Annotated in this window: 18 protein-coding genes; 14 read left to right on the forward strand and 4 right to left on the reverse strand. The window is 62.5% G+C overall.

Going from position 1 to position 25,842, the window contains the following annotated elements:
- Positions 1–4: 4 nt before the first annotated feature.
- Positions 5–2,692 carry a winged helix-turn-helix domain-containing protein gene (locus BKX96_RS08720; protein ID WP_077183395.1) on the reverse strand — a complete coding sequence of 896 codons (2,688 nt, stop codon included), beginning with the start codon at positions 2,690–2,692 and terminating at the stop codon, positions 5–7.
- A 158-nt stretch (positions 2,693–2,850) separates the two neighbouring features.
- On the opposite strand from BKX96_RS08720, the gene BKX96_RS08725 reads away from it, so the two are divergent.
- The 8 genes from BKX96_RS08725 to BKX96_RS08760 all read left to right on the forward strand — a co-directional run bounded on the left by BKX96_RS08725 (position 2,851) and on the right by BKX96_RS08760 (position 12,845).
- Entirely contained in the window at positions 2,851–4,263 is a 1,413-nt protein-coding gene (locus tag BKX96_RS08725; RefSeq protein WP_077183396.1) for a coniferyl aldehyde dehydrogenase, read from the forward strand.
- 70 nt (positions 4,264–4,333) lie between these two features.
- A complete protein-coding gene (locus BKX96_RS08730; RefSeq protein ID WP_046819323.1) occupies positions 4,334–5,419 on the forward strand; it encodes a Zn-dependent alcohol dehydrogenase in 1,086 nt (361 codons plus the stop codon).
- Positions 5,420–5,523: 104 nt separating this feature from the next.
- On the forward strand, positions 5,524–6,720 hold the full coding sequence (locus BKX96_RS08735; RefSeq protein ID WP_077183397.1) for an acyl-CoA dehydrogenase family protein: 1,197 nt from the start codon (positions 5,524–5,526) through the stop codon (positions 6,718–6,720).
- Positions 6,721–6,730: 10 nt separating this feature from the next.
- Positions 6,731–7,873: an acyl-CoA dehydrogenase family protein gene (locus tag BKX96_RS08740; RefSeq protein ID WP_077183398.1), complete on the forward strand. Its 1,143-nt coding sequence runs from the start codon at positions 6,731–6,733 to the stop codon at positions 7,871–7,873.
- Between the two features lie 69 nt (positions 7,874–7,942).
- The gene (locus BKX96_RS08745) at positions 7,943–9,520 is read left to right on the forward strand and encodes an arylsulfatase (RefSeq protein ID WP_256721406.1); all 1,578 of its coding nucleotides are present in this window, start codon (positions 7,943–7,945) and stop codon (positions 9,518–9,520) included.
- A 147-nt stretch (positions 9,521–9,667) separates the two neighbouring features.
- On the forward strand, positions 9,668–10,417 hold the full coding sequence (locus BKX96_RS08750) for an electron transfer flavoprotein subunit beta/FixA family protein (protein WP_077183399.1): 750 nt from the start codon (positions 9,668–9,670) through the stop codon (positions 10,415–10,417).
- Positions 10,417–11,358 (forward strand): electron transfer flavoprotein subunit alpha/FixB family protein, encoded by a 942-nt coding sequence (locus BKX96_RS08755; RefSeq protein ID WP_077183400.1) that lies wholly within the window; start codon positions 10,417–10,419, stop codon positions 11,356–11,358. Before BKX96_RS08750 ends, BKX96_RS08755 begins: the two co-directional genes overlap by 1 nt.
- A 152-nt stretch (positions 11,359–11,510) precedes the next feature.
- Positions 11,511–12,845, forward strand: a complete 1,335-nt coding sequence (locus BKX96_RS08760; RefSeq protein ID WP_077183401.1) for an MFS transporter — start codon at positions 11,511–11,513, stop codon at positions 12,843–12,845.
- A gap of 50 nt (positions 12,846–12,895) precedes the next feature.
- Here the strand turns inward: BKX96_RS08760 and BKX96_RS08765 are convergent, their stop codons facing one another.
- Positions 12,896–15,502, reverse strand: a complete 2,607-nt coding sequence (locus tag BKX96_RS08765) for a winged helix-turn-helix domain-containing protein (protein ID WP_256721412.1) — start codon at positions 15,500–15,502, stop codon at positions 12,896–12,898.
- A gap of 450 nt (positions 15,503–15,952) precedes the next feature.
- Here BKX96_RS08765 and BKX96_RS08770 point away from each other — a divergent pair, with 450 nt between their 5' ends.
- The 4 genes from BKX96_RS08770 to BKX96_RS08785 all read left to right on the forward strand — a co-directional run bounded on the left by BKX96_RS08770 (position 15,953) and on the right by BKX96_RS08785 (position 21,917).
- Positions 15,953–17,059: an acyl-CoA dehydrogenase family protein gene (locus BKX96_RS08770; RefSeq protein WP_077183402.1), complete on the forward strand. Its 1,107-nt coding sequence runs from the start codon at positions 15,953–15,955 to the stop codon at positions 17,057–17,059.
- A 28-nt stretch (positions 17,060–17,087) separates the two neighbouring features.
- Positions 17,088–18,275: a lipid-transfer protein gene (locus tag BKX96_RS08775; protein ID WP_077183403.1), complete on the forward strand. Its 1,188-nt coding sequence runs from the start codon at positions 17,088–17,090 to the stop codon at positions 18,273–18,275.
- A gap of 109 nt (positions 18,276–18,384) precedes the next feature.
- Complete coding sequence (locus BKX96_RS08780) at positions 18,385–18,957, forward strand: DUF2889 domain-containing protein (protein WP_077183404.1); 573 nt, start codon at positions 18,385–18,387, stop codon at positions 18,955–18,957.
- A 206-nt stretch (positions 18,958–19,163) separates the two neighbouring features.
- Positions 19,164–21,917 (forward strand): winged helix-turn-helix domain-containing protein, encoded by a 2,754-nt coding sequence (locus BKX96_RS08785; RefSeq protein ID WP_077183405.1) that lies wholly within the window; start codon positions 19,164–19,166, stop codon positions 21,915–21,917.
- Here the strand turns inward: BKX96_RS08785 and BKX96_RS08790 are convergent, their stop codons facing one another.
- Positions 21,918–22,382 carry a PaaI family thioesterase gene (locus BKX96_RS08790; protein ID WP_052760663.1) on the reverse strand — a complete coding sequence of 155 codons (465 nt, stop codon included), beginning with the start codon at positions 22,380–22,382 and terminating at the stop codon, positions 21,918–21,920.
- 189 nt (positions 22,383–22,571) lie between these two features.
- Positions 22,572–23,720 (reverse strand): acyl-CoA dehydrogenase family protein, encoded by a 1,149-nt coding sequence (locus BKX96_RS08795; RefSeq protein WP_046819231.1) that lies wholly within the window; start codon positions 23,718–23,720, stop codon positions 22,572–22,574.
- Between the two features lie 457 nt (positions 23,721–24,177).
- Between BKX96_RS08795 and BKX96_RS08800 the strand changes: the two genes are divergently transcribed.
- Together BKX96_RS08800 and BKX96_RS08805 are read left to right on the forward strand one after the other, a co-directional pair.
- On the forward strand, positions 24,178–25,362 hold the full coding sequence (locus tag BKX96_RS08800; RefSeq protein ID WP_046819230.1) for a lipid-transfer protein: 1,185 nt from the start codon (positions 24,178–24,180) through the stop codon (positions 25,360–25,362).
- 32 nt (positions 25,363–25,394) lie between these two features.
- Positions 25,395–25,832 carry a MaoC family dehydratase N-terminal domain-containing protein gene (locus BKX96_RS08805; RefSeq protein ID WP_077183406.1) on the forward strand — a complete coding sequence of 146 codons (438 nt, stop codon included), beginning with the start codon at positions 25,395–25,397 and terminating at the stop codon, positions 25,830–25,832.
- Positions 25,833–25,842 lie beyond the last annotated feature (10 nt).

Raw genomic sequence — 25,842 nt, forward strand, 5'->3', positions numbered from 1 at the left:
GCGATCAGTCCAGCAACCCCTGGGCTCGTGCGATCGACACCGCCTCGGTGCGTCCGCCCGCGCCGAGTTTGCTGTTGATCTTGCGCAAGTGCGATTTCACCGTCAGTTCCGAGAGAAACATTTTCTCGGCGATTTCGCGGTTGCGGTAGCCCAGTGCAAGCAAGCGCACCACCTGGAGTTCACGGGTGGAGAGAGTGGTCTGCGGTTCGTCTTCACGCTTGGGTTCGACCTTCCTGTGGCTGTTTTCGCCACGCAGCAACCGGGCGATAAAACCGCTGCCAATGCCCAACGCTTCTTCCTGGCCATGGTAGGTCACCGACCAGCGCTCCAGCACAGCCGCCAGGGGCGCGCCTTCATCGAGAAAGGTGCGGATAAATCCGACGTGGCTGGCCAGGCGCAGGGCCGCCGTCAAATGTTCAAGCGCCTCTTTGTGGTGTTTCGCGCCGTCAAGTGCGAGGACCAGCAACAAACGCAACTTCAAGGCCCGACGATGCTGGTGTCGTTCAAGTGCGTGGGCCATGGCCTGACGCAACGTGTCGACGCAAGCGCTATCACCTTGCGCGATACGCAGGCGCTGGCGCGCGATGAAAGGGGTGTCGACGTCATTGGCGCTCAAGGTCACGCCCGGTTGTTCCCAGTCGCTCAGTTGCTCGGCGGCGCGCATGGCGTGATCGGCGGTATCCAGGCGATTTTCCAGGGTGGCGACACGCGCCCGTTCCAGCCAGGTCGAACAGAGGATGCGCGTAGAACCGGCCAGTTGGCCCAACTGATCGAGATCGGCCAGATATCGCATCCAGGCCGGCCGGTCGCCGTGCAGGTAGGCAAGGCGGGCCAATAATACATGGGTGCTGATCAATGAGTCCGGCGCAGCATGCTGCCGGGCATAGGGCAGCAGTTCGGTGAGTCGGCGCCGTGCTTCATCGACCGCGTCCGTTTCGTAGAGCACCACGCAATGGATGGTTTGCAGGACCGGATAACCCACCGGTGGCGTACCCGCCAGCGACTCGCGACTGCGGCGCATGGCTGTGTCCGCGCGGGTCAGGGCGCTGTCGAGTTGCCCTTGGGTCAGGTCAAGCATCGTTTCCAGCGCATCGGTGACATCGCGCAGGTAGGTCGACTCCTGTTGCGCCTCGCGCAGCCCGGCTCCGCCGAGCATTTTGCGTGCTTCGTCGAAGCGGCCGGTGTAGAACAGCGCGCAGATTTGCACAAATGCCGTGACGCGATACTGCAATTTGTCCTCAGGACCCAGCTGCAACAACAGCTCGGTGGCGGCCACCAGCGCTTCATCGACACGGTCGCCGATCAGCAGCAACAGCGGGTGAACGTAGTGGTGTTCTTGCGCCAGCGCCGGGTTTTCCAGGACCTGCAGTGCGTCCTTGTGACGACGCGCATGCAGCAGTGCCCAGGCGTAGGCAATGCCCAGGCGCGGATGCACATCGCGTATCTCCACGGGAATGCGCGAAAGCCAGCGCATCAACAGGCTGGCATGGCCATTCTCCACCAGTTCGTCGATGTGCAGCACCAGTTGCGTGGCTGCTTCGTCGACGGCGTGGGCGGTAAACAGATGTTCAAGGGCTTCTACCGGGCGCTCATTGGCGAAATACCAACTCGCGGCCTTTTGATGCTGCCGCTCGAACAGGTCCGGGTGACGCTTGAGGGTTTGCAGGAGAAAATCGGCGAACAGCGGGTGATAACGAAACCATTGGCGCTGCTCGTCCGTTGCCATCACGAACAGGTTGGCCCGTTCCAGTGACTCGATCATCGACTGGTTGTCATGGCGACCTGTGACGGCATCGCACAAGGCTGGACAGAATCGCGCCAGGACGCAGGTTTCTAACAGAAATTGCTGGACCTGCGCGGTCTGCCGGGCCAACACGTCTTCGCCGAAGTACTCCGCCAATGCCGGGTTTGAACCGTTGTAGGAGGCAATGAACGCGGCCGGATCGCCGTGTCTTTGCAGAGACAGGGTGGCCAGGTAAATGCCGCAGATCCAGCCTTCGGTGCGCTCGTGCAGGCTTTCGATATCGGCCAGGTCCAGCGGCAACTGGCGCTTTTGCAAGATGTAGGTGGCAGTCTCGTCAGGGCTCAGGCGCAGCGCATCGGTGCCGATCTCCAGCAGTTCGCCACGGGCGCGCAAACGGCCCAGATTGATCTGGGGGGTGGTGCGCGATGCGATGGCCAGGGTCGCCCCCATGGGCAACGCCTTGAGCAACTGCTGGATGAATTCGAGGGCCGGCGTCTGATCAAGGACTTCGAATTCGTCCATCAGCAGGGTGAACGCGTCGTCACTCGCGGCGATGTGCTCGAGCAGCCAGTGCTCGCGCTGCGCCGCACTGCTTTCGGCAGCGGGGTTGTCGCCCGCCTCGATCAAACCGATATCGCGCAGGCCGGTAAGCAGTACTTGAGTCAAGCGCTGCGGATCTTTGTCCAGGGCATCGAGGTTGCACCACAACACACGCCGGCCTTCGGCCAGGCAACGTTCGCGGTATTGCTGCAGCAGCGTGGTCTTGCCGTAGCCGGGGCAGGCACTGATCAGGATAAGCCGCAAGCCATCGCGTGGTTGCAGTTGCTCAAGCAAGGCTGAACGTTCCAATTGACCCGGCAGGGTGGCCGGCGCCAGGAATTTACCCGCGCGAATGGGCGGCGTTGCTCCCTGTGCTGGTTCGTTGGAACTACGTTCAAAACCTTCCATGCATCCTACCTTTGGTTGTCGTCGGGCCGGTGCGGGCCTTTCTAGTATCGCCTGTCATGAGCGACACCCGATTCAGGGTTCGAGCCCGCCAGTGTAACGGGACGACACCGGATTGGCAGCTCCCCAACCGCCCACCCTTGCATGGAAGTCCGAACACCATGAGTGCCAACGAAAACCTGAAGGCTGCCGATATTCGCGTGATCCTGGACAAGCAACGTGCCGCAAGCCTTGCCAGTGAGCCTTGGACGGCCGCACAACGCTGCGAACTGATCGACCGGGCCATCGGCCTGCTGGTCGATTACCAGGACGACATCATCGAAGCCCTGTCAGCGGACTTCGGTCATCGCAGCCGCGACTTTTCGCGCATGCTCGATGTACTGGGGCCATTGGCATCGTTGAAGTATACCAAGGCGAAAATTGCCGAATGGATGCAGCCAGACCAGAGGGCCACCGACCGCGGCGAGGCGTGGGTGCAGTATCAGCCGCTGGGCGTGGTGGGCATTCTCACGGCCTGGAACTTTCCGGGGAACATGGTCTTCAACGGTCTGGCAGGGGCCCTGGCCGCGGGCAACCGGGTGATGATCAAGGTCTCGGAATACAACCCGCAAACCTCGGCGTTGCTGGCGCGGATCTTCCGTGAAGTCTATGCCGAAGACGAAGTGGCAATCATCACCGGTGGCCCGGACATCGGCCACGCCTTCAGCCAGCAACCGTTCGACCATCTGTTGTTCACCGGCGCCAGCAGCATCGGCAAGCACGTCATGCGCGCCGCCGCCGAGAACCTGGTGCCGGTCACCCTGGAGCTGGGCGGCAAGTCGCCGACCATCATTTCGCGCTCCGCCGACCTTAGAGTCGCGGTCACTAAAATCCTCACCGGCAAGCTGCACAACGCCGGGCAGATCTGCCTGGCGCCAGACTACGTGTTCGTGCCCGAGGAACAACAGGACGCCTTCGTCGAAACGGTCCGGGACGTGGTTGCCACGCTGTTCCCGACACTGCTCGAGAACCCGGACTACACCTCGGTGATCAACGCCCGTCACTTTGAACGTCTGCACGGTTACCTCAACGAGGCGCGTGACGCGGGTGTCGAGCTGATCGAACTGAACCCGGCCGGCGAGGATTTCAGTGGCCAGAAGCACCACAAGATGGTGCCGACCCTGCTGCGCAACCCCGGTGATGAACTGCAGATCATGCAGGACGAGATTTTCGGCCCGCTGTTGCCGTTCAAACCCTACAAATCATTCGCGGAAGTGATCAGCTACATCAATTTGCGTCCACGTCCGTTGGGCCTGTACTACTTCGGCGACGATGCCGGGGAAGAGTCCTTTGTACTCAATCGCACCACCTCTGGCGGGGTCACCCTCAATGACGTGCTGCGCCATGGCGGTGTCGAGACGCTGCCCTTCGGCGGTGTCGGTCACAGCGGCATGGGCTGCTACCACGGGATCGACGGCTTCCGCACCTTCAGCCACGGCAAATCGGTACTGCGCGCTGTCGACGGGCCGGACGCGATGCGTCCTCCGTACAGCGAACAGGTTCGTCAGTTCGTCGGTTCGATGATCAAGCGCTAAGACAACCCCCGGGATGGCGGATGCGTTCGCCATCGCCGGCCACATCCTGCTTAAACAAGAGAATAAAAATATGAAAGCTGCCGTTCTGCATGCCCCCGGTACGCCACTGATCATCGAAGAAGTCGGCATCAGCAAGCCCGGCCCACGGGAAGTGCTGGTGCGCACCGTTGCGGTAGGGGTTTGTCACTCCGACCTGCACTTCGTCGATGGCGCTTATCCGTACCCGATGCCGGTGGTGCTCGGTCATGAAGCGTCCGGCATCGTCGAACAAGTGGGCAGCGAGGTGCGCACGGTCAAGCCGGGCGATCACGTGGTGACCTGCCTGTCGGCCTATTGCGGCCACTGCGAGCATTGCGTCACCGGGCACCTGTCGTTGTGCGTGTCCCCGGACACCAAGCGCCGTGTCGATGAAGAGTCGCGCCTGACCTACGTACAAAAACCGATGACCCAGTTCATCAACCTGTCGGCCTATGCCGAGCAGATGCTGGTGCACGAGAACGCCTTGGTGGCCATACGCCGCGACATGCCACTCGACCGCGCCGCATTGCTCGGTTGCGCGGTCACCACCGGCACCGGTGCGGTGTTCAACACAGCCAAGGTGCGCCCGGGCGAGACGGTGGCGGTGATCGGTTGCGGCGGTATCGGCCTGTCCACCATCAATGGCGCGGCACTGGCCGGTGCCGGGCGAATCATCGCCATCGACATGCTCGACTCGAAACTGGAGTTGGCCAAACAGTTTGGCGCCACCGATGTGGTCAACGCCAAGGACGGCAGCGCCGTTGCGCAGGTGCTGGAGTTGACCCGAGGCGGTGTGCATCACGCCTTCGAGTGCATCGGCCTCAAGCAAACTGCCGAGCAGGCGTTCGGCATGCTGGCTCGCGGCGGCACCGCGACGATCATCGGCATGATCAAACCCGGCGTGAAATTGGAACTGGACCCCATGGCCATGTTGCACGAGCGCCGCATCCAGGGGTCGTTCATGGGCTCCAACCGCTTCCCGGTGGACCTGCCACGCCTGACCGACTTCTACATGCAGGGCCGGCTCAAGCTCGATGAAATGATCTCGCAGCGCATCAAGCTTGAGCAGATCAACGAGGCCTTCGACGAGTTGCGCCGTGGCGAGCTGGCGCGCTCGGTCATCGTCTTCGATCAATGACGCTGCGCTGCCGTCGCCAGGTTGCCCTGTGCGACGGCAGGCCCCACTCGGTCATCGACTAACAAGACCAGCCACAGGCTGGCGACTCATCATTGAGGTATCAGATGGACATTCATTTCAGCGCCGAGGAAGTGGCGTTCCGCGAGCAAGTGCGCGGGTTTCTCGAGGCCAACCTGCCGCAAGACATCGCGGACAGGATCAACCAGGGCAAGTCGGTGTGCAAAGCCGACCAGGTGCTGTGGATGCGCACCCTCAATGACCAGGGCTGGCTGGCGGCGAGCTGGCCGGTGGAGCAGGGTGGCACGGGCTGGACCGCCGTGCAGAAGCATATTTTCGATGAAGAATGTTCGGTGGCCGGTGCGCCCCGAATCGTGCCGTTCGGCATCAACATGGTCGGCCCGGTGATCATCAAGTTCGGCACCGAAGAACAAAAGGCCCATTACCTGCCGCGCATCCTCAATTGCGTGGACTGGTGGTGCCAGGGCTACTCCGAGCCGGGCGCCGGCTCCGACCTGGCCAGCCTGCGCACCCGCGCGGTGCGGGACGGCGACGACTACGTGGTCAACGGCCAGAAGACCTGGACCTCCACCGGGCACATGGCCGACTGGATGTTCTGCCTGGTGCGCACCGACCCCGAGGCGCAACAGCAACGGGGCATTTCCTTCCTGCTGATCGACATGAAGAGCCCCGGCATCACGGTGCGGCCGATCATCACCCTCGATGGCGGCCATTACGTCAACGAAGTGTTCCTCGACAACGTGCGGGTACCGGTGAAGAACCTGGTCGGCCGCGAGAACGAGGGCTGGACTTGTGCCAAGTATCTGCTGACCCATGAGCGCACGACCATCGCCGGGATCGGCATCGCCAAGGCCATGTTGTCGCGGCTCAAAGCGGTGGCTAAGGCGGAGCGTCGCAACGGCAAGCCCCTGATCGAAGATCCGCACTTTCGGGCACAGATCGCCGACGTGGAAATCCAGTTGATGGCCATCGGCATGAGCAACCTGCGCATCCTCGCTGCGGCCCAGGAGGGCGGTGTTCCCGGTTCGGAAAGCTCGATCCTGAAAATCAAGGGCACCGAGATTCGCCAGGCGATCACCTACCTGCTGACCAAAGCCGTGGGAGCCTACGCCAACCCGTTCCTCAAGGACGAGTTGGGCTACGACCATGAGGGCGAACTGCTGCACAGCGAGTTCAGCAATAGCTCCACCTGCCAGTACCTGGACATGCGCAAAGCTTCGGTCTACGGCGGTTCCACTGAAATCCAGAAGAACATCATCGCCAAGATGATTCTCGAACTCTAAGGGGCAGACCATGGACTTCAAACTTTCCGAAGAGCAGCAAATGCTGCAAGACACCGCCGCGCGCCTGGTACGCGACACCTACACGTTCGAGCAGCGCGAGCAGTTTCGCGAGAGCGCCAAGGGGTTTAGCGCCGAGTTCTGGCAGCAGATGGGCGAACTGGGGTTGACGTCGGTGCCGTTTGCCGAGGAGGTCGGCGGTTTCGGTGGCAATGGCGTGGATGTGATGCTGGTGGCCCAGGAACTCGGTCGCGGCCTGTGCCTGGAGCCCTGGCTGCATTCGGTAATTTTTGCGGGTGGCCTGATCGATCAACTGGGCAGCCCGGCGCAAAAGAACGAACTGCTGCCGTCGGTGGCCAGCGCCGAGTTGCAACTGGCGGTGGCCGTCGAAGAGCCGCAGAGCCACTACCAGTTGCACGATGTACAGACCCGCGCCGTAGCGGTCACCGGTGGCTGGTCCCTCACCGGGCGCAAGTCGGTGGTGGTGGGCGGGCAGAGTGCCGGTTTGATTCTGGTCTCGGCGCGGCTGTCCGGGGATGTACGTGACGAGGCGGGCATCAGCCTGTTCCTGGTCGATCCGTCCAGCGCGGGCGTGAGTGTGCGCGAATACCCGAGCATGGACGGCCGCCGGGCGTGCGACCTGTTCCTGGACAACGTGTTCGTCAGCAGCGCCGCGATACTGGGCGAGCACGCAAAGGCCCTGGATGCGTTGCGTTATCAGCAGGGCCGCGCCATCGCCGCGCAGTGCGCCGAAGCCGTCGGCAGCCTGCAGGCGACCTGCGCGCTGACCCTGGATTACCTCAAGACCCGCAAGCAATTTGGCCAGGTCATCGGCAAATTCCAGGCCCTGCAGCACCGCATGGTCGACATGTACATCGAACTCGACCAGGCGACTTCCATGACCCTGCTCGCCGCCTGCGTGGCCGATGAGCCGGACAGCGCAGAACGCAGCCGCACCCTGGCCGCCGCCAAGTACACCGTCTGCCGCGCCGCGCGTTTCGTCGCCGACCAGGGTATCCAGTTGCACGGCGGTATCGGCCTGACGTGGGAATACGTGCTGTCGCACCATGCCAAACACTTGCTGATGATCGCCCGCCAGTTCGGTGACGACGACCATCACCTGCAGGCCTACAGCGCACTCATGCAGGACGCCTAGACCCGACGCTGCGCGCCTGTTTTTGCGCCAGGCGCGTTCGAACCAGACAATAAGAACAAGGAGCAAGACATGATGACAAAATCATGCCGATGGCTACGCCAGCGGCTGCGCGACCTGAGCGTCGCGAGCACGTTGCTGGCCGTAGCGGTCTGCAGTTCTGCCGCCGACAAACCGAACGTGCTGGTCATCTTTGGCGATGACATCGGCATCTTCAATATCAGTGCCTACAACCAGGGCATGATGGGCTATGAAACGCCCAGCATCGACCGCATCGCCAAGGAAGGCGTGCTGTTTACCCATGCTTATGGCGAACAGTCCTGCACCGCAGGTCGCGCAGCTTTTGCCCTGGGCGAACACCCGTTCCGTACCGGTCTGTTGACCATCGGCATGCCCGGCTCCGAACACGGCATTCCCGATTGGGCGCCGACCATCGGTGACGCGATGAAGCAACAGGGCTACACCACCGGCCAGTTCGGCAAGAACCACCTGGGCGATCGGGACAAACACCTGCCGACCAACCATGGCTTCGACGAGTTCTTCGGCAACCTGTACCACATGAACGCCGAGGAAGAGCCGGAGACCTACTACTACCCCAAGGACCCGGCGTTCAGGAAACAATACGGTCCGCGCGGTGTGATCCATTCCTATGCCGACGGCAGGATCGAAGACACCGGTCCGCTGACCCGCAAACGCATGGAAACCATCGATGACGAGCTGGTGCAGGCCACCAACAACTTCATCGACAAGGCGCACAAGGCCGACAAGCCGTTCTTCGCCTGGTTCAACGCCACCCGCATGCACATCTGGACCCACCTGAAAAAAGAGTCCGAAGGCAAGACCGGCGTCGGCCTGTACCCCGATGGCATGGTCGAGCATGACGGGCAGGTTGGCCAGTTGCTCAAGAAGCTCGATGACCTGGGCATTGCTGACAACACCATCGTGATCTACACCACCGACAACGGCGCGGAGAAATTCAGCTGGCCCGATGGCGGCACCTCACCGTTCGCTGGGGAGAAGGGCACCTCAAATGAAGGCGGGCACCGTGTGCCGTTGCTGGTCAAGTGGCCGAAGGTACTCAAGCCCGGTACCCATATGAACAACCTGATTGCCCATAACGACTGGATGCCGACCCTGGCCGCGGCGGCGGGCGCACCGAACCTGGTAGCGGATCTGGCCAAGGGTACGCAGCTCAACGGCAAGCAGTTCCGTGTGCATCTGGATGGCTATGACTTCCTGCCGTTCTTCAAGGGCGAGGTCAAGGACAGCCCGCGCGAGGAATATTTCTACTTCAGCATGGGCGGCGACCTGGATGCGATCCGTTGGCGCGAGTGGCGGTTGGCGTTCGCGCAAATGACCGGGGATTTCGCCAGCGCTTCGCGCAAGGTCACCAACGTGCCGGTGTTGACCAACCTGCTGGCCGACCCGTTCCAGACCGCGCGCAAGGAATCGCCAATGGCCAAGCGCTGGGCGGCGGACCAGGCGTGGTTGCTGGTGCCGATCCAGGTCAAGGTCAAGGCCTTCATGGCAACGCTGGGCCAGTACCCGTTCCAGGAAGGCGTCAGTCTGAACCCCGGCAATATCAACTACCAGAGCCTGGCCGTGAAGAAAGCGCTGATGGGGCTGCACAAGCCTGCGACTGCGAACTGATCGCCACTACCCACTGTGGGGGGCGACCTGCTTTGCGATGGCCGTTGATGATAACGCGTGCTTGCTGATTCAACGCGTCGTTCTCAGGCTCTTCGCGAGCAAGCTCGCTCCTACACAAAAAGCTATTCATTTTTTTGGAGTTATCTGATGAAAGTCCTCGTAGCCGTCAAGCGCGTGGTCGATTTCAACGTCAAAGTTCGCGTCAAGGCGGACCAGTCCGGCATTGACCTGGCCAACGTCAAAATGGCCCTCAACCCCTTCTGCGAAATTGCCGTGGAACAAGCCGTACGCCTGAAAGAGCAGGGCATTGCCACTGAAGTCCTGGTGGTCAGTGTCGGTCCGGTTGCCGCGCAGGAACAGTTGCGCACGGCGCTGGCACTGGGTGCCGACCGCGCCATCCTGATCGAGAGCAATGACGAGCTGAGTTCACTGCCGGTGGCCAAGCTGCTCAAGGCCGTGGTCGATCAGGAGCAGCCGCAACTGGTGATCCTCGGCAAGCAAGCGATCGACAGCGATAACAACCAGACCGGGCAGATGCTCGCCGCACTCACTGGTTTCGCCCAGGGCACCTTCGCCTCGAACGTCGAGATCGCCGGCGACCAGGTGATCGTGGCCCGGGAAGTCGACAGCGGGATGCAAACCGTCGCGCTGAAGCTGCCGGCCATCGTCACCACCGACCTGCGCTTGAACGAGCCGCGCTACGCCTCTTTGCCGAACATCATGAAGGCCAAGAAAAAGCCGCTTGAAACCTTGACCCCCGATGCCCTGGGCGTTTCCACGGCTTCCACCAACCGGACCGTGAACGTCCAGGCGCCTGCCACGCGCAGCGCCGGTATCAAGGTCAAGTCGGTGGCTGAACTGGTCGAAAAACTGAAAAACGAAGCGAAGGTGATCTAATGGCAATCCTGGTAATCGCTGAGCACGACAACAACACCATCGCCCCGGCCACGCTTAACACAGTGGCGGCTGCCGTAAAAATCGGCGGCGACATCCATGTGCTGGTAGCAGGGCAGGGCATTGGCGCCCTGGCTGAAAGCGCGGCAAAAATCGCAGGTGTCGCCAAAGTGCTGCTGGCCGACAACCCGGCCTACGCCCATCAACTGCCGGAAAACATCGCCCCGCTGGTGGTCAGCCAGGTGATCGAGCAACACACCATCTACAGTCACGTCCTGGCGCCTGCGACCTCAAACGGCAAGAACATCCTGCCTCGCGTAGCGGCTGCACTGGACGTCGACCAGATCTCCGAGATCATCGCGGTGCAAGGCGCCGACACCTTCAAGCGCCCGATCTACGCTGGCAACGCCATCGCCACCGTGCAATCGAGTGCCGTGGTCAAGGTGATCACGGTACGTGCCACTGGTTTCGACCCAGTCGCCGCCGACGGCGGATGCGCTGCCATTGAAGCCATTGCCACAGTCCACGATGCCGGCATTTCCCGCTTCGTCAGCGAGGAGCTGGCTGTATCTGATCGTCCGGAGCTGACCGCGGCGAAGATCGTCGTGTCCGGCGGGCGCGGCATGCAAAACGGCGACAACTTCCAATACCTGTACAGCCTCGCCGACAAACTCGGCGCCGGGGTTGGGGCTTCCCGTGCAGCGGTCGACGCAGGTTTCGTGCCCAACGACATGCAGGTCGGCCAGACCGGCAAGATTGTCGCGCCGCAGTTGTACATCGCGGTCGGCATCAGCGGGGCGATCCAGCATCTGGCCGGTATGAAAGACTCGAAAGTCATCGTCGCCATCAACAAGGACGAAGAGGCCCCGATCTTCCAGGTGGCGGACTACGGCCTGGTGGCGGACCTGTTCGAAGCAGTCCCGCAACTCGAACAAACCCTCTAAAAAAACACCGCCGTCACTGTAGGAGCGAGCTTGTTCGCGAAGGATCAGATACGCCGCATTCTTCCTGAATGCACGCGTCATCGTTGACGTCCATCGCGAGCAGGCTCGCTCCCACAGGGGGAGGTGGTTTTACCCATGGAAAGGAGCGCCACATGAGCCACGCAGCGGAGCACTACCTGCCGGCGACAGCCGATTATTCCGTCGAGGAAACCCGTGCGGTGTACCGCAAGGTCATCCTGCGCCTGTTGCCGTACCTGGTCCTGGCCTACGCGATCAATACCATCGACCGGTTGAATGTGTCCTTCGCCAAGTTACGCATGGCCGAGGACATCGGGCTGACGGATGCCGCCTACGGGATCGGTGCCGGTATTTTCTACCTGGGTTACATCCTGTTCGAAGTACCGAGCAATATGTACCTGCAGCGCATTGGAGCCCGGGCCACGCTCACTCGCATCATGGTGCTGTGGGGCATGGTCACGGTGGCCACGGCCTTTGTCACCACGGCGAACCAGTTGATTGTCGCGCGGTTTCTGCTGGGCGTGGCCGAGGCCGGTTTCTTCCCCGGCGTCATCCTGTACCTGACGTACTGGTTCCCGCCCGCACTGCGTGCGCGCATCACTGCGGTGTTCCTGATGGCGGCGATGATTGCCGGCATCGTCAGCGGGCCGCTCGCCGGGACCATCATGAGTCATTTCCATGGCTGGCTGGGCCTGCGTGACTGGCAGGTGCTGTTTGTACTCGAAGGCGTCCCGGCGATGCTGCTGGGGCTGTTCGGCTGGTTCTGGCTGGTGGACAAACCGCACGACGCACGCTGGCTCACGCCGCAGGAAAAACACATGTTGGCCGCTGGCCTTGCCCAGGGGCGCCCGGCAGACATGCCCAACGCCAGCCTGGCGCAAGTGCTGCGCAATCCTCGGGTGTACGTCGCCGGCCTGGTGTTCTTTTGCATTTACAGTGGCTCCAATACGGTGTCTTACTGGATGCCGACATTGATTCGCGGATTCGGTGTACATGACCTGAAAACCATTGGCCTGCTCGCCAGCGTGCCCTATGCCGGCGCCTTGATCGGCATGTACTTGCTGGCCCGCAGTTCAGACAAACGCCTGGAACGTCGCTGGCACGTGAGCCTGACCCTGCTGCTCAGCGCAACCTGCTTCTTCCTGCTGGGCCCGGTCCAGGATCACCTGGTGCTGTCCTTGGTGTTCATGAGTATCGGTGCCGCCGCCGCAATGTCCGCGCTGTCGCTGTTCTGGAGTATTCCACCGGCCTTGCTGTCACCTTCGGCGGCGGCCGTGGGCATCGCGGTCATCAGTTGCATCGGCGGCCTGGCCGGGGTCATCAGCCAGGTTGTGGTGGGCGCGATCAAGTCGGCGACCGGGGACTTGTACCTGGCGTTCGATGTGATCGCAGGGGTGTTGGTGGTGGGCGCGGTGGTGTTGCTGGTCGCCATTCCGGCCAGTCACCTGAAGGAGCGCGTCAAGCCGTAGCCATCCTGATCGGCGCATTGCGGGCCGCCCCCGCGATGCGCGTCGGTCTTTCAGGTGATCCAGCCCCGCGCGCGGGCAATGGCCAGGGTTTCCGTGCGCCCGTTGGCCTCGAGTTTCGCGTAGATCTTCTGCAGGTGGGATTTGACCGTGAACTCGGAGAGAAACACCTTCTCGGCGATTTCGCGGTTACGATGCCCGGCGGCCAGCAGTTGCAGGATCTGATACTCGCGCACCGTCAGCACTTCGTGGGCGCCGTTGTCGTTGCGGGCATCTTCCATGTTGCCGTCGCTGACCTCCAATAGCTGCATCAGCCTGTCGACGAATCCGCAGTCGATCCCCAGGTCCTTGCAGCGTGCCTTGCCGGTGGTGGCCCAGCGTTGCAACAGCCCCGCCATGCGTTCGCCTTCTTCGATGAACGTGGCGAGGAAGCCGTCATGGCTGGCCAGGCGCAGCGCTTCACCGAGCGCCTGGAACGCCTCCTGCGGTTGCTGGGTGCTGTCCAGCGCGAGCGCCAGGAGAAGGCGCAGCTTGAGTTCGCGGCGGTGATGTTGCCAGTGCCGTGCTTGCTCGATCGCCGTGCGCAAGGCCTTGGCTGCCGCCGCGCCTTCGCCCTGGAAAATGCGCAAGCGTTGTCGGGCGATGCTCGGCGTGTCCACGTCGTTGGCGATACGGATGAAATCGGGACGGTCCCAATCGCCGACAAGGTCAGCTGAATGCAGGGCTTGCAGCGCCGTGTCCAGGCGCTGTTCGAGCAACGCCACGCGGGCTCTCTCCAGCCACGCAGAGCACTGGACGCGGGGCGAGCCAACCTGGCGGCCGATCTGCTCGAGCTCCATCAGGCAGCGGGTCCAGGTGGTGCGATCGCCCTGGCTGTAGGCGATACGTGCGGTCAGTACGTGAGTGATGATCTGGTTCTCGGGGGAACTGACCTGCTTGGCGAAAAACAGGCAGCGAGACAAATACTTTTGCGCTTGCGCAAAGTCGCCACTCTCGTACAGCAACAGGCCATGGAGGATATCCAGCGACAGCTTGGCTTCGTGCGGTTTGCGCTGGCCGTTGTTTTGCGTTCGCTCCGGCGTGCTGTGCATACGCACGAGGGCATTGCTCAAGCGGCCCTGGATCAGGTCCAGGGTGCTCTCGTTGACGCGGAAGATGTGGCGCAGAAAACTCGAATGAACCCGCGAGTCACGCTGCAATGCACTGGACAACAGGTTGCGCGCTTCATCGTAGCGACCGCTGGCAACCATGTTCATCGCCACCGAGTTGGCCAGCACGATATATAAATGCACCTCGTCGGCGGGCATGCACTCAAGCAATTCGACGCCCCTGCGGCAACAGGCTTCGGCCTGGTCAGTCACCCCAAGGCGCAGACATTCAACGACCTTTGGCACATAGGCATAGGCGGCCCCCGACTGTTGCGCCAGACGTTCGGCCACGTGCATCGCGTCCTTGAGGCGGGTCGTGCTCGCCAGCAGCCAGGCGTAGGCCTGGTTGAGTAGCGGATAGCGGTCGCGAGTCGCCTCGGGAATCCGGTCCAGCCACCGCAGCAACAAACGTGTGCGGCCACTGTCGATCAGGGTATCGAGGTGACGGTTCAAACCTTCGGCGGCTTCATCGAGGAGCCCGGCATTGAACAGGTGTTCGACGCCGGGGATCGGCTGCCCGTCGTTGAAGAACCATGACGCGGCGGTTTCATGGAGGGTTTGGGCCATGCCCGGGTACAGGCGATCCAGGGCATGGCGCAAGAAACTGGCGAACAGGTGGTGATAACGGAACCATTGTTGCTGGCTGTCGACCGGCACCAGGAACAGGTTGGTACGGTCCAGGTGATCGATCATGGCGCGGCTGTCCTTGCGCCCGGTCACCGCTTCACAGAGCGGCACGCAGAACTGCTCGAGGATGCTGGTCTGCATCAGGAATACCCGGCATTCCTCGGTCTGACGCGCCAGGATGTCTTCGGTGAGGTACTCGGCCAGCTCCAGGTTGGAGCCGGAAAAGGACGAAATGAAGGTGCCGTGATCGTCCCGGTCCTTGAGCGACAGGCTGGCCAGGTAAAGCCCTGCGATCCAGCCCTCGGTGCGCCGGTACAGCGTGGCCAGCTCGTCGTCATGCAGCGGGATCTGCCGTTTGCCGCGAATGAACGCCATGGCTTCTTCAAGGGTGAAACGCAGATCCTGCGGACGAATTTCCAGCAGTTGGCCACGGGCGCGAATCCGCCCCAGGCCAATGCCCGGCGTTGAGCGCGACGCCATCACCACGACGCTGCCTGAGGGCAGTTGCTCGACCAGTTGCTGGAGAAACTCGAGCACCTCGGGATTCTGGATGACTTCGACTTCGTCGAGCAGGACGGCAAATGGCAAGGGGGCGCTGACCATGAGCTCCAGCAGGTCCTCGGCACAGCGTGGATCGTTGCGCTCAGACTGCTCGTCGGACACGGGCAGTAAGCCCAGGCCCTTGTTCAACAGGTTGACGAAGCGTTGCAAATCGTTGTCGGCGGGCTCCATGTTGATCCACAGCGCACGCTTGCCGTGGGCCAGGCAGTGCTCGCGATATTGCTGCATGAGCGTGGTTTTACCGAAACCTGCGGCTGCTCGAATCAGGATCAGGCGGGCCGCGTCGGCGTCGGCCATTTGCTGGAGCAGGCGAGAACGCGACAAGTGGCTGTCAGCCGATTTCGGACTGGCGAACTTGATAGAGCCACTTTTCGAGGCTGATGGCTCACCCGGGGCGGCCGTGAGAGCAGGGCCGGCAGGCTCGACCGTTGGATTGTCCCGGTGAACTGGCATTGAAAGAACCTCCATACGGATCACTCGCCTGGCGCAACCGCCTGGCAAACTGACCTTTTTATTCTTGTAAGTGCGGCCATATTGCCACGTCTGGCCGTCGCCCGAGACTTTGGTCTAACGCAACCCTCAGGGTGCGCCGTTGAGCGCCTGCGTCCCTCAATGAGCTTGCCCGATTATTGTGCACGCACAACGTCTTGCAAACCCGCCCCCCCTGTGAGGGTGGCTCTCGATGCACCGGGTCCCATGCAACGATTGCCTCGACAAACTGGAACGGGTCAGCCCGTTTTTTCCATGCAATCGGGCGATGGCCAAAGGTTCCGGATGGACGTTCAACGCACTCTCTACCGCGAAGACCATGAAATGTTTCGCACCGCCGTGCGACGCTTTCTCGAGCGTGAGAACCTGCCTGGCCTCACGGGTCGGGAAAATACCGGTGATGTTGAACGGCGGGTCTGGTTGAAGGCCGGTCGTGAAGGGCTGTTGTGCGTGACCCTGCCGGAACAATTCGGCGGTGGTGGTGACGTGGGCCATGCTGCGGTGCTGCGTGAGGAGTTTGCCCGGGCAGGGGTCTGTGACCGGGCCTTGTCGCTGCACTCGGACGTCATCGCACCGTGCATCGCCCAGTTGGCCAGCGACGAGCAGAAGCGTCGCTGGCTCCCAGGCGTTTGCAGCGGCGAGGTTGTGCTGGCCCTGGCCGTCATCGAACCCGGCGGCAAACCCGGGAGCTTGCGGACTCACGCCGTGCGCCAGGGTGCTGATTACCTGATCAACGGCAGCAAAACCGCGGTCGGTAACGGCATCGCCGCCGACCTGATCCTGCTCGCTTGCCGCATCGACGGCAATGAAGGTGATACGGGCGTCAGCCTGATCATGGTTGAAACCGGTCGCCCGGGTGTGCAGCGCAACCGCAGTGTGCCTGCCAGCGCGCAACCGGGCGCCGCCGAGTTGCACCTGGACAACGTACGTGTACCGGTGGGCAACCTGCTGGGCGAAGCGGGCAGGGGCCTGGATTACCTGAATCGGGCAGGCGACCAGGAGCGCCTGTTGGCGGCGATTTCTGCCGCCAGCCGCCTCGAACACCTGCTGGACCTGACCCTGGACCATCTGCGTCAGCTCGATACCCGTGGCCATTGTTCGTGGGCGCTGCAGCACACCCGCAACAAGGTCGCCGATATCAAGGCCCGCGCCGTCGCCTTGCGGGTGCTGGTCGATCACTACCTGGAGCTGCGCATGCGCCAGCCGTTGACCGCCGAGCAAGTCGCAATCGCCTACCTGTTTGCCAGCGACACCCTGCGCAAATGCACCGAGGAACTGGCACGCCTGCGCGCCACCCAAGGCCGCCTGCGCACTCATTCCATTGCCCATGCCACGGTCGATCACGGCATGACCGGCAAGGCTACGCACGAAATCATCGCGCAAGCGCTGTGACACCTCTCAAACCAGCAAGGACATCGTCATGAGTCAACACGCATTAGTAGCCGGGGTCGGCATGATCCCGTTCAGCAAGCCAGGCGCGAGCCCGAGTTACATCGACATGGGCGCCCAAGCGGTACGTCTGGCGCTGGCCGATGCCGGCCTGGGCTATGACCAGGTGCAGATGGCGTTTGCCGGTTACGTATACGGCGACACCACTTGCGGCCAGGCCGTGTTGTACCGGGTGGGCCGCACGGCGATTCCGGTATTCAACATCAACAATGCCTGCGCCACCGGCTCCAGCGCCCTGTTCCTGGCCCGTGCCGCCGTCGAAAGCGGCCAGGTCGAATGCGCCCTGGCGGTCGGCTTCGAGCAGATGCGCCCGGGGCCGACCCGTTCCAACTTCGATGACCGTCCGTTGCCCCGTGGCGATTACTTGCCGATTCAGGATGAACTGTGTGGCGACGCCGGTGACATCCCGCGCAACCTGATCACCTTCGGCGGTGCCGGTCGTGAGCACATGCGCAAGTACGGCACGCAGATGAGCACCTTCGCCGCGATCCGCGCCAAGGCCAGCCGCCATGCCGCCAACAACCCGCTGGCCTTGTTCAAGAAGATCGTCACCACCGAAGAAGTCATGAATGACCAATTGATGTGGGAAGGGGTCATGACCCGGATGATGGCCTGTCCGCCGACCTGTGGTGCCGCCGCCGCGATCATCTGCTCGCCGGCGTTCGCGAAAAAGCACGGCCTGCGCACTGATGTGGCGATCCTCGCCCAGTCGCTGGTGACCGACCCGGTTGAGTCCTTCGAGCCGAAGACCATGATCGGTTTCGTCGGCGCGCACATGGCCGAACGGGCCGCCGGCGCGGTGTACGAAAAGGCCGGCGTCGGTCCCCAGGACATTCGCGTGGTCGAGTTGCACGACTGCTTCGCCCACAACGAACTGTTGACCTATGAAGCCCTGGGCCTGTGCCCGGTGGGTGGCGCCGAGCAGTTCGTGCTCGACGGCGATAACACCTACGGCGGTCGCGTTGTCACCAACCCGTCCGGCGGCCTGCTGTGCAAAGGCCATCCGCTGGGCGCCACGGGCCTGGCGCAGTGCTATGAACTGACCCACCAACTGCGTGGCACCGCCGGTGCGCGACAGGTCGAAGGTTTGCGCCATGGCCTGCAGCACAACCTCGGGCTGGGTGGCGCCTGCGTGGTCACGCTGTACGGCAAGAACTGAGTGATGTGAACGGCCGAGCCAGGCACGGCCTACTCACCGAAAAACGGTCGGGGACCTGTCACCGGCCTGTTTCAAACGCTTTTGCGAAGCAGCAAGAAGGAATTGATTGATGACCACCGAGCCCCTTGACTCACCCACTCGCACACTGCTGCACACCCGCGAAATCATCTGCAAGGGCTATCGGCGCAGCGATGGCCAGTACGACATCGAAGGATGCCTGCAGGACCTGACCAACGAACCGACCGACCTGCCGTTTCACCGGGTGCCCCAGGGCGGAACGATCCATGACATGCGCCTGGTGATGACCATCGACGCCGACATGGTGATCCAGCACATCGTCGCGGTGACGGCGACCGGTGCCAGCCAGTTCTGTGGTGAAGCGGCGGCCGCTTACTCAGGTTTGGTGGGGCTGAAGATTGCCGCTGGCTTCAAAAAGAAGATGCAAGCCATCGTCGGTGGCGCCATCGGTTGTACCCACCTGACCGAACTGCTTGAGCGCATGGCCAACGTGGCGATGCAAACGCTGTTTTCCACCTACCGTGCCGAGGCCAGTCGTCGTCGGGAAACGGGCACGCAACAGGTCGTCGCGGTGCGCCCATGGGTGATCGGCACCTGCCATGCCTATCGAGAAGAGGGTGATGCGGTGCGGCTATTGTGGCCCGAGGGCTTGCCCAAGGCCTGATGGTGTCAGGCTCACGACCTGTGGGAGCCAGGGGATCAGGGTCCAGCCACACAATCAAGGTTGGCTGTAAGGCCGTCTTCGGACGAAAGCCGTATCGGCAAATGTCGAGCCAGGCCCTACAATGAGCTGCGAAAATACATGCAGTCGGGACAGCTTTTGTCCTACATCGTTTGTCGCCTGGCCCGCCATTCCGGAAGTGTTCTCCCATGTCGTTACCCCCCCGCAAAAACACCGACCTTCGTTCCTCGGCCGACGCTGATCAGTCCATCGCCGACACCAAGGTCGTACCGCCACGCGGGGCCCGGCGGCTGGTGCCTCGTGAGAGCCTGCTGCTGCGCCTGCAAGAGGTCCGGCGCCAGCGTTGCGTGGTGATCCAGGGCCCTGCCGGGTGTGGCAAGACCAGCACGTTGCTGGCCTGGCGCCGGGAACTTTTGGCGATGAATTTCGAGGTGGCCTGGCTGTCGCTGGGCGCCGAAGACGACGAACTCGGCCGCTTCAGCCATTGCCTGCAAGCGAGCCTGGCGCAAGTGCTGCCGGAGCAGGTGCGCGATGCCGGCATCCTGCTCGGTCGTGATAACCAGGACATGGCGGTCGAGCACTGGATCATCACCCTGGTGCAGGGCATCGCCCAGCATTCGCGTGAACTGGTGCTGATGCTCGATGACATGCAACATCTGCAGGAGCCGCGCATCGTCCAGGCGTTGCAATGGCTGATCGACTACGCCCCGCAAAACCTGCACCTGGTATTCGGCACTCGGGCGGCCCTGCCATTTCCACTGGCCGCCTTGCGTGCACGGGGTCAAGTCAGCGAATTCGACCTGCGCGACCTGCGCTTCAGTCGCAGCGAATCGGAGCTTTTCCTGCGTGAACACCTGGGCGCCATCGATGCCCGCGACGCGGCGACGCTGCACGAGCTGACCGATGGCTGGGTCGCCGGCCTGCAATTGTTTGCCGTCGACCTCAAGGCCAAGCAGATGACGCGCTTCGACCGCGTGCAAATTCGCGACGCCATCGGCTTTGCCGACTATTTCGAACGCGAAGTGCTGGTGCGCCTTGCACCGCAAGATCTGCGCCTGCTCACCTGCGCATCGATCTGCGAACGCTTCTGCGCTTCGTTGTGCGCAACCCTGCTTGGCCAGCCCCACGCCATCGCCGGCATGATGACCCAGTTGGCCCGACTCGATGGCGACAATCTGTTCATCACCCAGGTCAAGAGCCACGACCGCGAGACCTGGTACCGCCTGCATCCGTTGCTGGGCAGCGTATTGCGCGCCCGGCTGGCGGCGCGACCGCAACAGGAACAGGTGCTGCACGCCGTTGCGCGGGGCTGGTTCACCGAACACGAGCACCTTGATGAAGCGGTGCGTCACGCCGTGCGCGCCGGTGATTGCGAGGCGGCGGCCGATATCGTCGAAGCCTGCGCCTATGACTTGCTGGCCAAGGGCAACCTCAGCCAGATCTCAGGCTTGCTCAAGGGCTTGCCGGCGGAACAGACCGCCGAACGTTTCGGCTTGCAGGTGGTGATGGCTCATCTGCAACTGTACTCGCGCAATTTCCAGGCGTTGCAGCAGACCTTACAGCATCTGCAAGCCCATCACGAAAGGCTCGACCCCCGGCAGCGCCATGCAGTGACGGTGCTCAAGGGCAGCCAGGCGATTCACCAGGACGATACGGCGGCAATGCTGGCGATCCTCCCTGAATTGCTGGCGATCCCGGACAATGCCGACGACTTTTCCTGGTCGGGGCGCAGCAACACCCTGGCCTGGCTGTACATGTACCAGGGCGAATTCGACAAAGCGCGCAAGGTCCTCGAGGGCGGCGAGCGGCCGTTCGGTTCGCCGCGCCGCAGCCTGCTGGGGCGCTGCATGAGTGGCATGAGCCTGGCGCTCGAAGGCCGCGCCACCCAGGCCGAGCACCTCTACCGTGAAGTGCTGGAAGAGGCCGAAAAACATGGGGTGGCCTATCTGGTGGTCAGCACCATGGCCGCCGGTCTGCTCGGTACGGCGTTGTACGAGCAGGGCGATTACCACGCCGCCTGCCAGCTGCTTGAGCCACGGATGAAACTGCTGGAGCAGGTGGCGATCCCCGACACCGTATTGCAATGCATGCAGACGCTGGCCATGGCCCAGTGGCTGGCCGGGCGACACCCCGAAGCCATGGGCTGGCTGGACCGCCTGGAGCAGTATGCGAGCCGTTATGACCTGGACCGTCTACTGGTCTGTGCGCTGCTGGTGCGCATGCGCTGGTTGCAGCAGACCGGCGACGAATCCGCGGCGGACGGCGCGTTACAGCGCATCCTGCAGACGTCGCAACCACACCAGGCGGCGCAATCGGGCACTGAACTGGAAGTTCGGATCATCGCGCGCCGGGCCGAGATTGAACGGTCCCTGCATTCCGGGGATTTTTTGGCGGCGGCCGAGCCTTTGCCGGCGCTGATCGAGACGTCACAGAATAGCCGCCGTTGGCGGCGGGTGGTGGCGATGCGTGTGCAAATGGCCATGATCGAACAGGGCAGGGGGCACGTGGATCAGGCGCGCGAGCAACTGATCGAAGCGTTGCGTCAGGGCCATCGCCTGGGGCTGGTGCGCAGCCTGCTGGATGCGGGGCCGGGGGTTGCTGCGCTACTCGAAGCGTTGAGGGCCGAGCATGTCCTGGACCCGGTGTTGACGTTCTACGCGCAACGCTTGCTCGTCGTCGCCGGTACGGCTGACGCCAGCAGCCAGCCGGCGCCGGACACCGGGACCGCCAGCGTACTGAGCATTCGCGAACTTGACGTGATGAGCCTGGTGGCCCAGGCGCTGCCCAACAAGAAGATCGCCCGGGTGCTGAACCTGTCACCGGAAACGGTGAAGTGGCACATGAAGAATATTTTCTACAAGCTGGAGGTCACCGGGCGCGACGAGGCCATCGCCAAGGTACGCGACCTGGAACTGAAGCTTCCCGGCAACCCCCAGGTTTGATCAGCCCTGGCGCGGGTTGCCGTGCAGGCTTGGGGTATTGCCGATGAAGGTCGCCTTGCCCCGGGCCACCAGGCGTTCGCCATCGAGCAGGTCGAGGCTGGCATGGGACAACGAGCGCCCGATCCGGTGAATCTGGACGTGGGCTTCAACCCATGCGCCCAGATTGGCCGGTCTCAGGTAGTCCATGCTCAGGTTGATGGTCGCTGGCGGCAAGTCGGTGGCCGCCGCAAGCCGCAGGGCCCGGCCGAATGCGGTGTCGGCCAGAGTCGCAAGAAAACCGCCATGGGCGATGCCCAGCGGATTCAGGTGTTCGGGGCGGATACGAGCAGCCAGCACCGAGCGTTCTTCATTGACGTAAAGGCCGGTGCAATGCACCACGAAACCGACGCGACCCATTGGCAGGAATCCGGCAGGCGGACTGTCTTCGTGGGCGGCCGCTTCGAAGGGTTCAGGGATTGAATTCATTGGCATGTGCTCATTGTGCGCGTGCAGTGGTGAGTGCCGATCACCCAAGGCGCTGCTCACTTCAAATCCTGTGGGAGCGAGCCTGCTCGCGAAAGCGGACAGTCAGGCAACACACGTGTCGACCGTGCAATCGTCTTCGCGAGCAGGCTCGCTCCCACAGTGTGTGCACCTTGATTAACCGGTGTCGGTTTACAAGGTGCGGGCTATCAGCTCTTTCATGACTTCGTTGGAGCCGCCGTAGATGCGCATCGGCCGGGTGTTCACGTACAACCGGGCGATCGGGTACTCCATCATGTAGCCGTAGCCACCGTGCAGTTGCAGGCATTCGTCGATGATCTGGCAGGCTTGGGTGGAGGTCCACCACTTGGCCATGGCGGCCGTGGTCGGGTCCAGTTCGTGCTTGACCATCTTGTCCAGGCAGTCGAAGACAAAGGTGCGGGCAATGGTCACGGTGGTCTGCATTTCCGCCAGCTTGAAGCGGGTGTTCTGCATGTCCAGCAATGGCTTGCCGAACAGCTTGCGGTCATTGCTGTACTTAATGGTTTCCTCTACCGCGCGTTCCATGGAGCCCAGGGCGTTCATGGTGATGAACATGCGTTCCTCGGGCAGTTGCTGCATCAGCTGGATGAAACCCTTGCCTTCTTCCGGGCCGAGCAGGTTGGCCACCGGCACACGCACGTCATCGAAGAACAGCTCCGAGGTGTCCTGGCCTTTCTGGCCGATCTTGTCGAGGATCCGTCCACGGCGGAAGCCCGGCAGATCCTTGACTTCAAGGCCAATGATCGACATGCCCTTGGCACCCAGGGAGGGGTCGGTCTTGCACACCAGCAGCACCAGGTCGGCGTGGAAGCCATTGGTGATGAAGGTTTTGGAGCCATTGATGACGTAGTGATCACCCTCGCGGATGGCCTTGGTCTTGACGTTCTGCAAATCGGTGCCGGCGCCGGGCTCGGTCATGGCGATGGCCGCGACCATCTCACCGGTGGCCATTTTTGGCAACCAGCGCTGTTTTTGCTCTTCGCTGGCGTAGCGCAGGATGTAGTGCGCGCAGATGGCGCTATGGACGTTGGTGCCCAGGCTGGTGGCGATCCCACGGGCCAGTTCGTAGCCGATGATCGCGTTGTGCGCGTGGCTGCCACCGCCGCCGCCGTACTCTTGCGGGATCGCGGGGCACAACATGCCCATCTCGCCGGCCTTCAGCCAGGTTTCACGGTCCACGTGCTGCTGTTTGGCCCAACGCTCTTCGTGGGGCACCAGTTCCTCGGCGGTAAAACGACGAACCGATTCCTGGAAGATCGCCAGGTCTTCGGTCAGCCATGCGGGTCTGTATTCGCTCATGTGAATCCTCGGTAGGTGATGGGACGGGGACTCTTGCCATGCTGGGCGCAGCGCGGATTTTCAGCGAGCGCCGAAGGGATGATGCTGCGGAGTAGGCGGGGGATCGTTCGAAGGGATGTTTCGGGGGAGTAGGAAGGTACTTTCCTGTAACTGCGGTTGAATGCAAAACCTGCGGCCACCCAAAATCATTGTGGGAGCTGGCTTGCCAGCGAAGGGTCCGGCGCATTCAACATCCATTTCGCCTGACACACCGCCTTCGCGAGCAGGCTCGCTCCCACAACTGTCTTCATCGAATTACTCCCTCCCAACGTTCCTTGGAACGCGTCCCACTACCTCCGCAACTTCATCCCTTCGACGGTCGTAGCACCGTTGGGGGCGAACCTAGGATGAATCCCACAAGAACCTACCGGCCGGCGGGTACGACAACCGAACGTGTATGCCAAAAGGAAATTCATCCATGAGTGAAAAAGTCGTAGTCGCCGGGGTCGGCATGATCCCCTTCGCCAAGCCGGGTGCCAGCCCCAGCTACACCGACATGGGCGCCGAAGCCGTGCGCCTGGCCCTGAAGGACGCCGGTATCGCGTACGACAAGGTGCAGATGGCCTTCACCGGTTACGTGTTTGGCGACTCCACCTGCGGCCAGACTGCCCTGTATGAAGTGGGCCGCACCGGCATCCCGATCGTCAACGTCAACAACAACTGCTCCACCGGTTCCACCGCGCTTTACCTGGCCCGCGCTGCCGTACAGAGCGGTCAGGCCGAGTGCGTGCTGGCCCTGGGTTTCGAGCAGATGCAGGCTGGCGCGCTCAAGTCGCACTGGGATGACCGTCCACAGACCCGGGCCAGTGTGGTCCACGTGCTGGAAGGCCTGACCCGCGACGTCGACTTGCCGCGTGCACTGAAAACCTTCGGCGGTGCCGGTCGCGAACACATGCAGAAGTACGGCACCCGCATGGAAACCTTCGCTGCCATCCGCGCCAAGGCCAGCCGCCATGCCGCGAACAACCCGTTGGCGCTGTTCAAGAAAGTGCTGACCACCGAAGACGTGATGAATGACCAGCTGCTGTGGCCGGGTGTGATGACCCGCCTGATGGCGTGCCCGCCGACCTGTGGCGCCGCGGCGGCGATCATCTGCTCGCCTGCCTTCGCCAAGAAACACGGCCTGCGCAGTGACGTGGTGATTCTCGCGCAGTCGATGGTGACCGATCCGGTGGAGTCCTTCGATCCGCCGTCGATGATCGCCTATGCCGGCTTCCACATGACCCAGCGCGCCGCGCAACTGGTCTACGAGCAGGCCGGCGTCGGCCCGCAGGACGTGCGCGCCGTGGAGCTGCATGACTGCTTCGCCCACAACGAACTGCTGACCTACGAAGGCCTGGGCCTGTGCGCAGTCGGTGGCGGCGAACAGTTCGTCCTCGATGGCGACAACACCTTCGGCGGCCAGGTGGTGACCAACCCGTCCGGCGGCCTGCTTTCCAAGGGCCACCCCTTGGGCGCCACCGGCCTGGCCCAGTGCTATGAGCTGACCCATCAGTTACGCGGTACCGCCGACAAACGCCAGGTCGAAGACCTGAACATCGCCTTGCAACACAACCTCGGCCTGGGCGGCGCCTGCGTCATCACGATGTACGGCCGCAACTGAGTTTTTCCATAACAACAAGAGGAGTGAGACACATGGCTGACAAGAGCCTGATCGGGCACAAGCTCGACAAATTCAGCGTCGATGTGGAGAAGGGCCGCCTGCGCTTCTTCGCCAAGGCGATCGGCGAAACCGATCCGCTGTACACCAGCGAGGCGGCGGCCATCGCCGCGGGCCACAAGGCCCTGCCGGTACCGCCGACCTTTCTCAAGTGCCTGGAAGGTGAAGGTCGCGACCTGAGCGCTTTCCTCAAGCTGTGCAACTTTGACCTGGGCCGCATCCTGCACGCCGAACAGTCCTTCGTCTACCACGCCATGGCCTATGCCGGTGACGTGCTGACCTTCGACGCCAGCATCACCGATGTCTACGAGAAAAAGGGCGGGGCCCTGCAATTCGTGGTCATGGAATCGCGGGTAACCAACCAGGACGGCGTACACATCGCCGATGTCCGCTCGTCCCTCGTACAGCGTTGAGGAAATGTCG

This window comes from Pseudomonas putida (genome assembly GCF_001976065.1).
GTDB lineage: Bacteria > Pseudomonadota > Gammaproteobacteria > Pseudomonadales > Pseudomonadaceae > Aquipseudomonas > Aquipseudomonas serbica.

Bases quoted from the DNA above. Each gene is read 5' to 3' on its own strand.
- BKX96_RS08735 (WP_077183397.1), top strand. From the start codon at position 5,524: ATGGACATTCATTTCAGCGCCGAGGAAGTGGCGTTCCGCGAGCAAGTG.
- BKX96_RS08750 (WP_077183399.1), top strand. From the start codon at position 9,668: ATGAAAGTCCTCGTAGCCGTCAAGCGCGTGGTCGATTTCAACGTCAAA.
- BKX96_RS08745 (WP_256721406.1), top strand. From the start codon at position 7,943: ATGATGACAAAATCATGCCGATGGCTACGCCAGCGGCTGCGCGACCTG.
- BKX96_RS08775 (WP_077183403.1), top strand. From the start codon at position 17,088: ATGAGTCAACACGCATTAGTAGCCGGGGTCGGCATGATCCCGTTCAGC.
- BKX96_RS08790 (WP_052760663.1), bottom strand. From the start codon at position 22,382: ATGAATTCAATCCCTGAACCCTTCGAAGCGGCCGCCCACGAAGACAGT.
- BKX96_RS08740 (WP_077183398.1), top strand. From the start codon at position 6,731: ATGGACTTCAAACTTTCCGAAGAGCAGCAAATGCTGCAAGACACCGCC.
- BKX96_RS08795 (WP_046819231.1), bottom strand. From the start codon at position 23,720: ATGAGCGAATACAGACCCGCATGGCTGACCGAAGACCTGGCGATCTTC.
- BKX96_RS08800 (WP_046819230.1), top strand. From the start codon at position 24,178: ATGAGTGAAAAAGTCGTAGTCGCCGGGGTCGGCATGATCCCCTTCGCC.
- BKX96_RS08785 (WP_077183405.1), top strand. From the start codon at position 19,164: ATGTCGTTACCCCCCCGCAAAAACACCGACCTTCGTTCCTCGGCCGAC.
- BKX96_RS08755 (WP_077183400.1), top strand. From the start codon at position 10,417: ATGGCAATCCTGGTAATCGCTGAGCACGACAACAACACCATCGCCCCG.
- BKX96_RS08770 (WP_077183402.1), top strand. From the start codon at position 15,953: ATGGACGTTCAACGCACTCTCTACCGCGAAGACCATGAAATGTTTCGC.
- BKX96_RS08720 (WP_077183395.1), bottom strand. From the start codon at position 2,692: ATGGAAGGTTTTGAACGTAGTTCCAACGAACCAGCACAGGGAGCAACG.
- BKX96_RS08805 (WP_077183406.1), top strand. From the start codon at position 25,395: ATGGCTGACAAGAGCCTGATCGGGCACAAGCTCGACAAATTCAGCGTC.
- BKX96_RS08780 (WP_077183404.1), top strand. From the start codon at position 18,385: ATGACCACCGAGCCCCTTGACTCACCCACTCGCACACTGCTGCACACC.
- BKX96_RS08730 (WP_046819323.1), top strand. From the start codon at position 4,334: ATGAAAGCTGCCGTTCTGCATGCCCCCGGTACGCCACTGATCATCGAA.
- BKX96_RS08760 (WP_077183401.1), top strand. From the start codon at position 11,511: ATGAGCCACGCAGCGGAGCACTACCTGCCGGCGACAGCCGATTATTCC.
- BKX96_RS08725 (WP_077183396.1), top strand. From the start codon at position 2,851: ATGAGTGCCAACGAAAACCTGAAGGCTGCCGATATTCGCGTGATCCTG.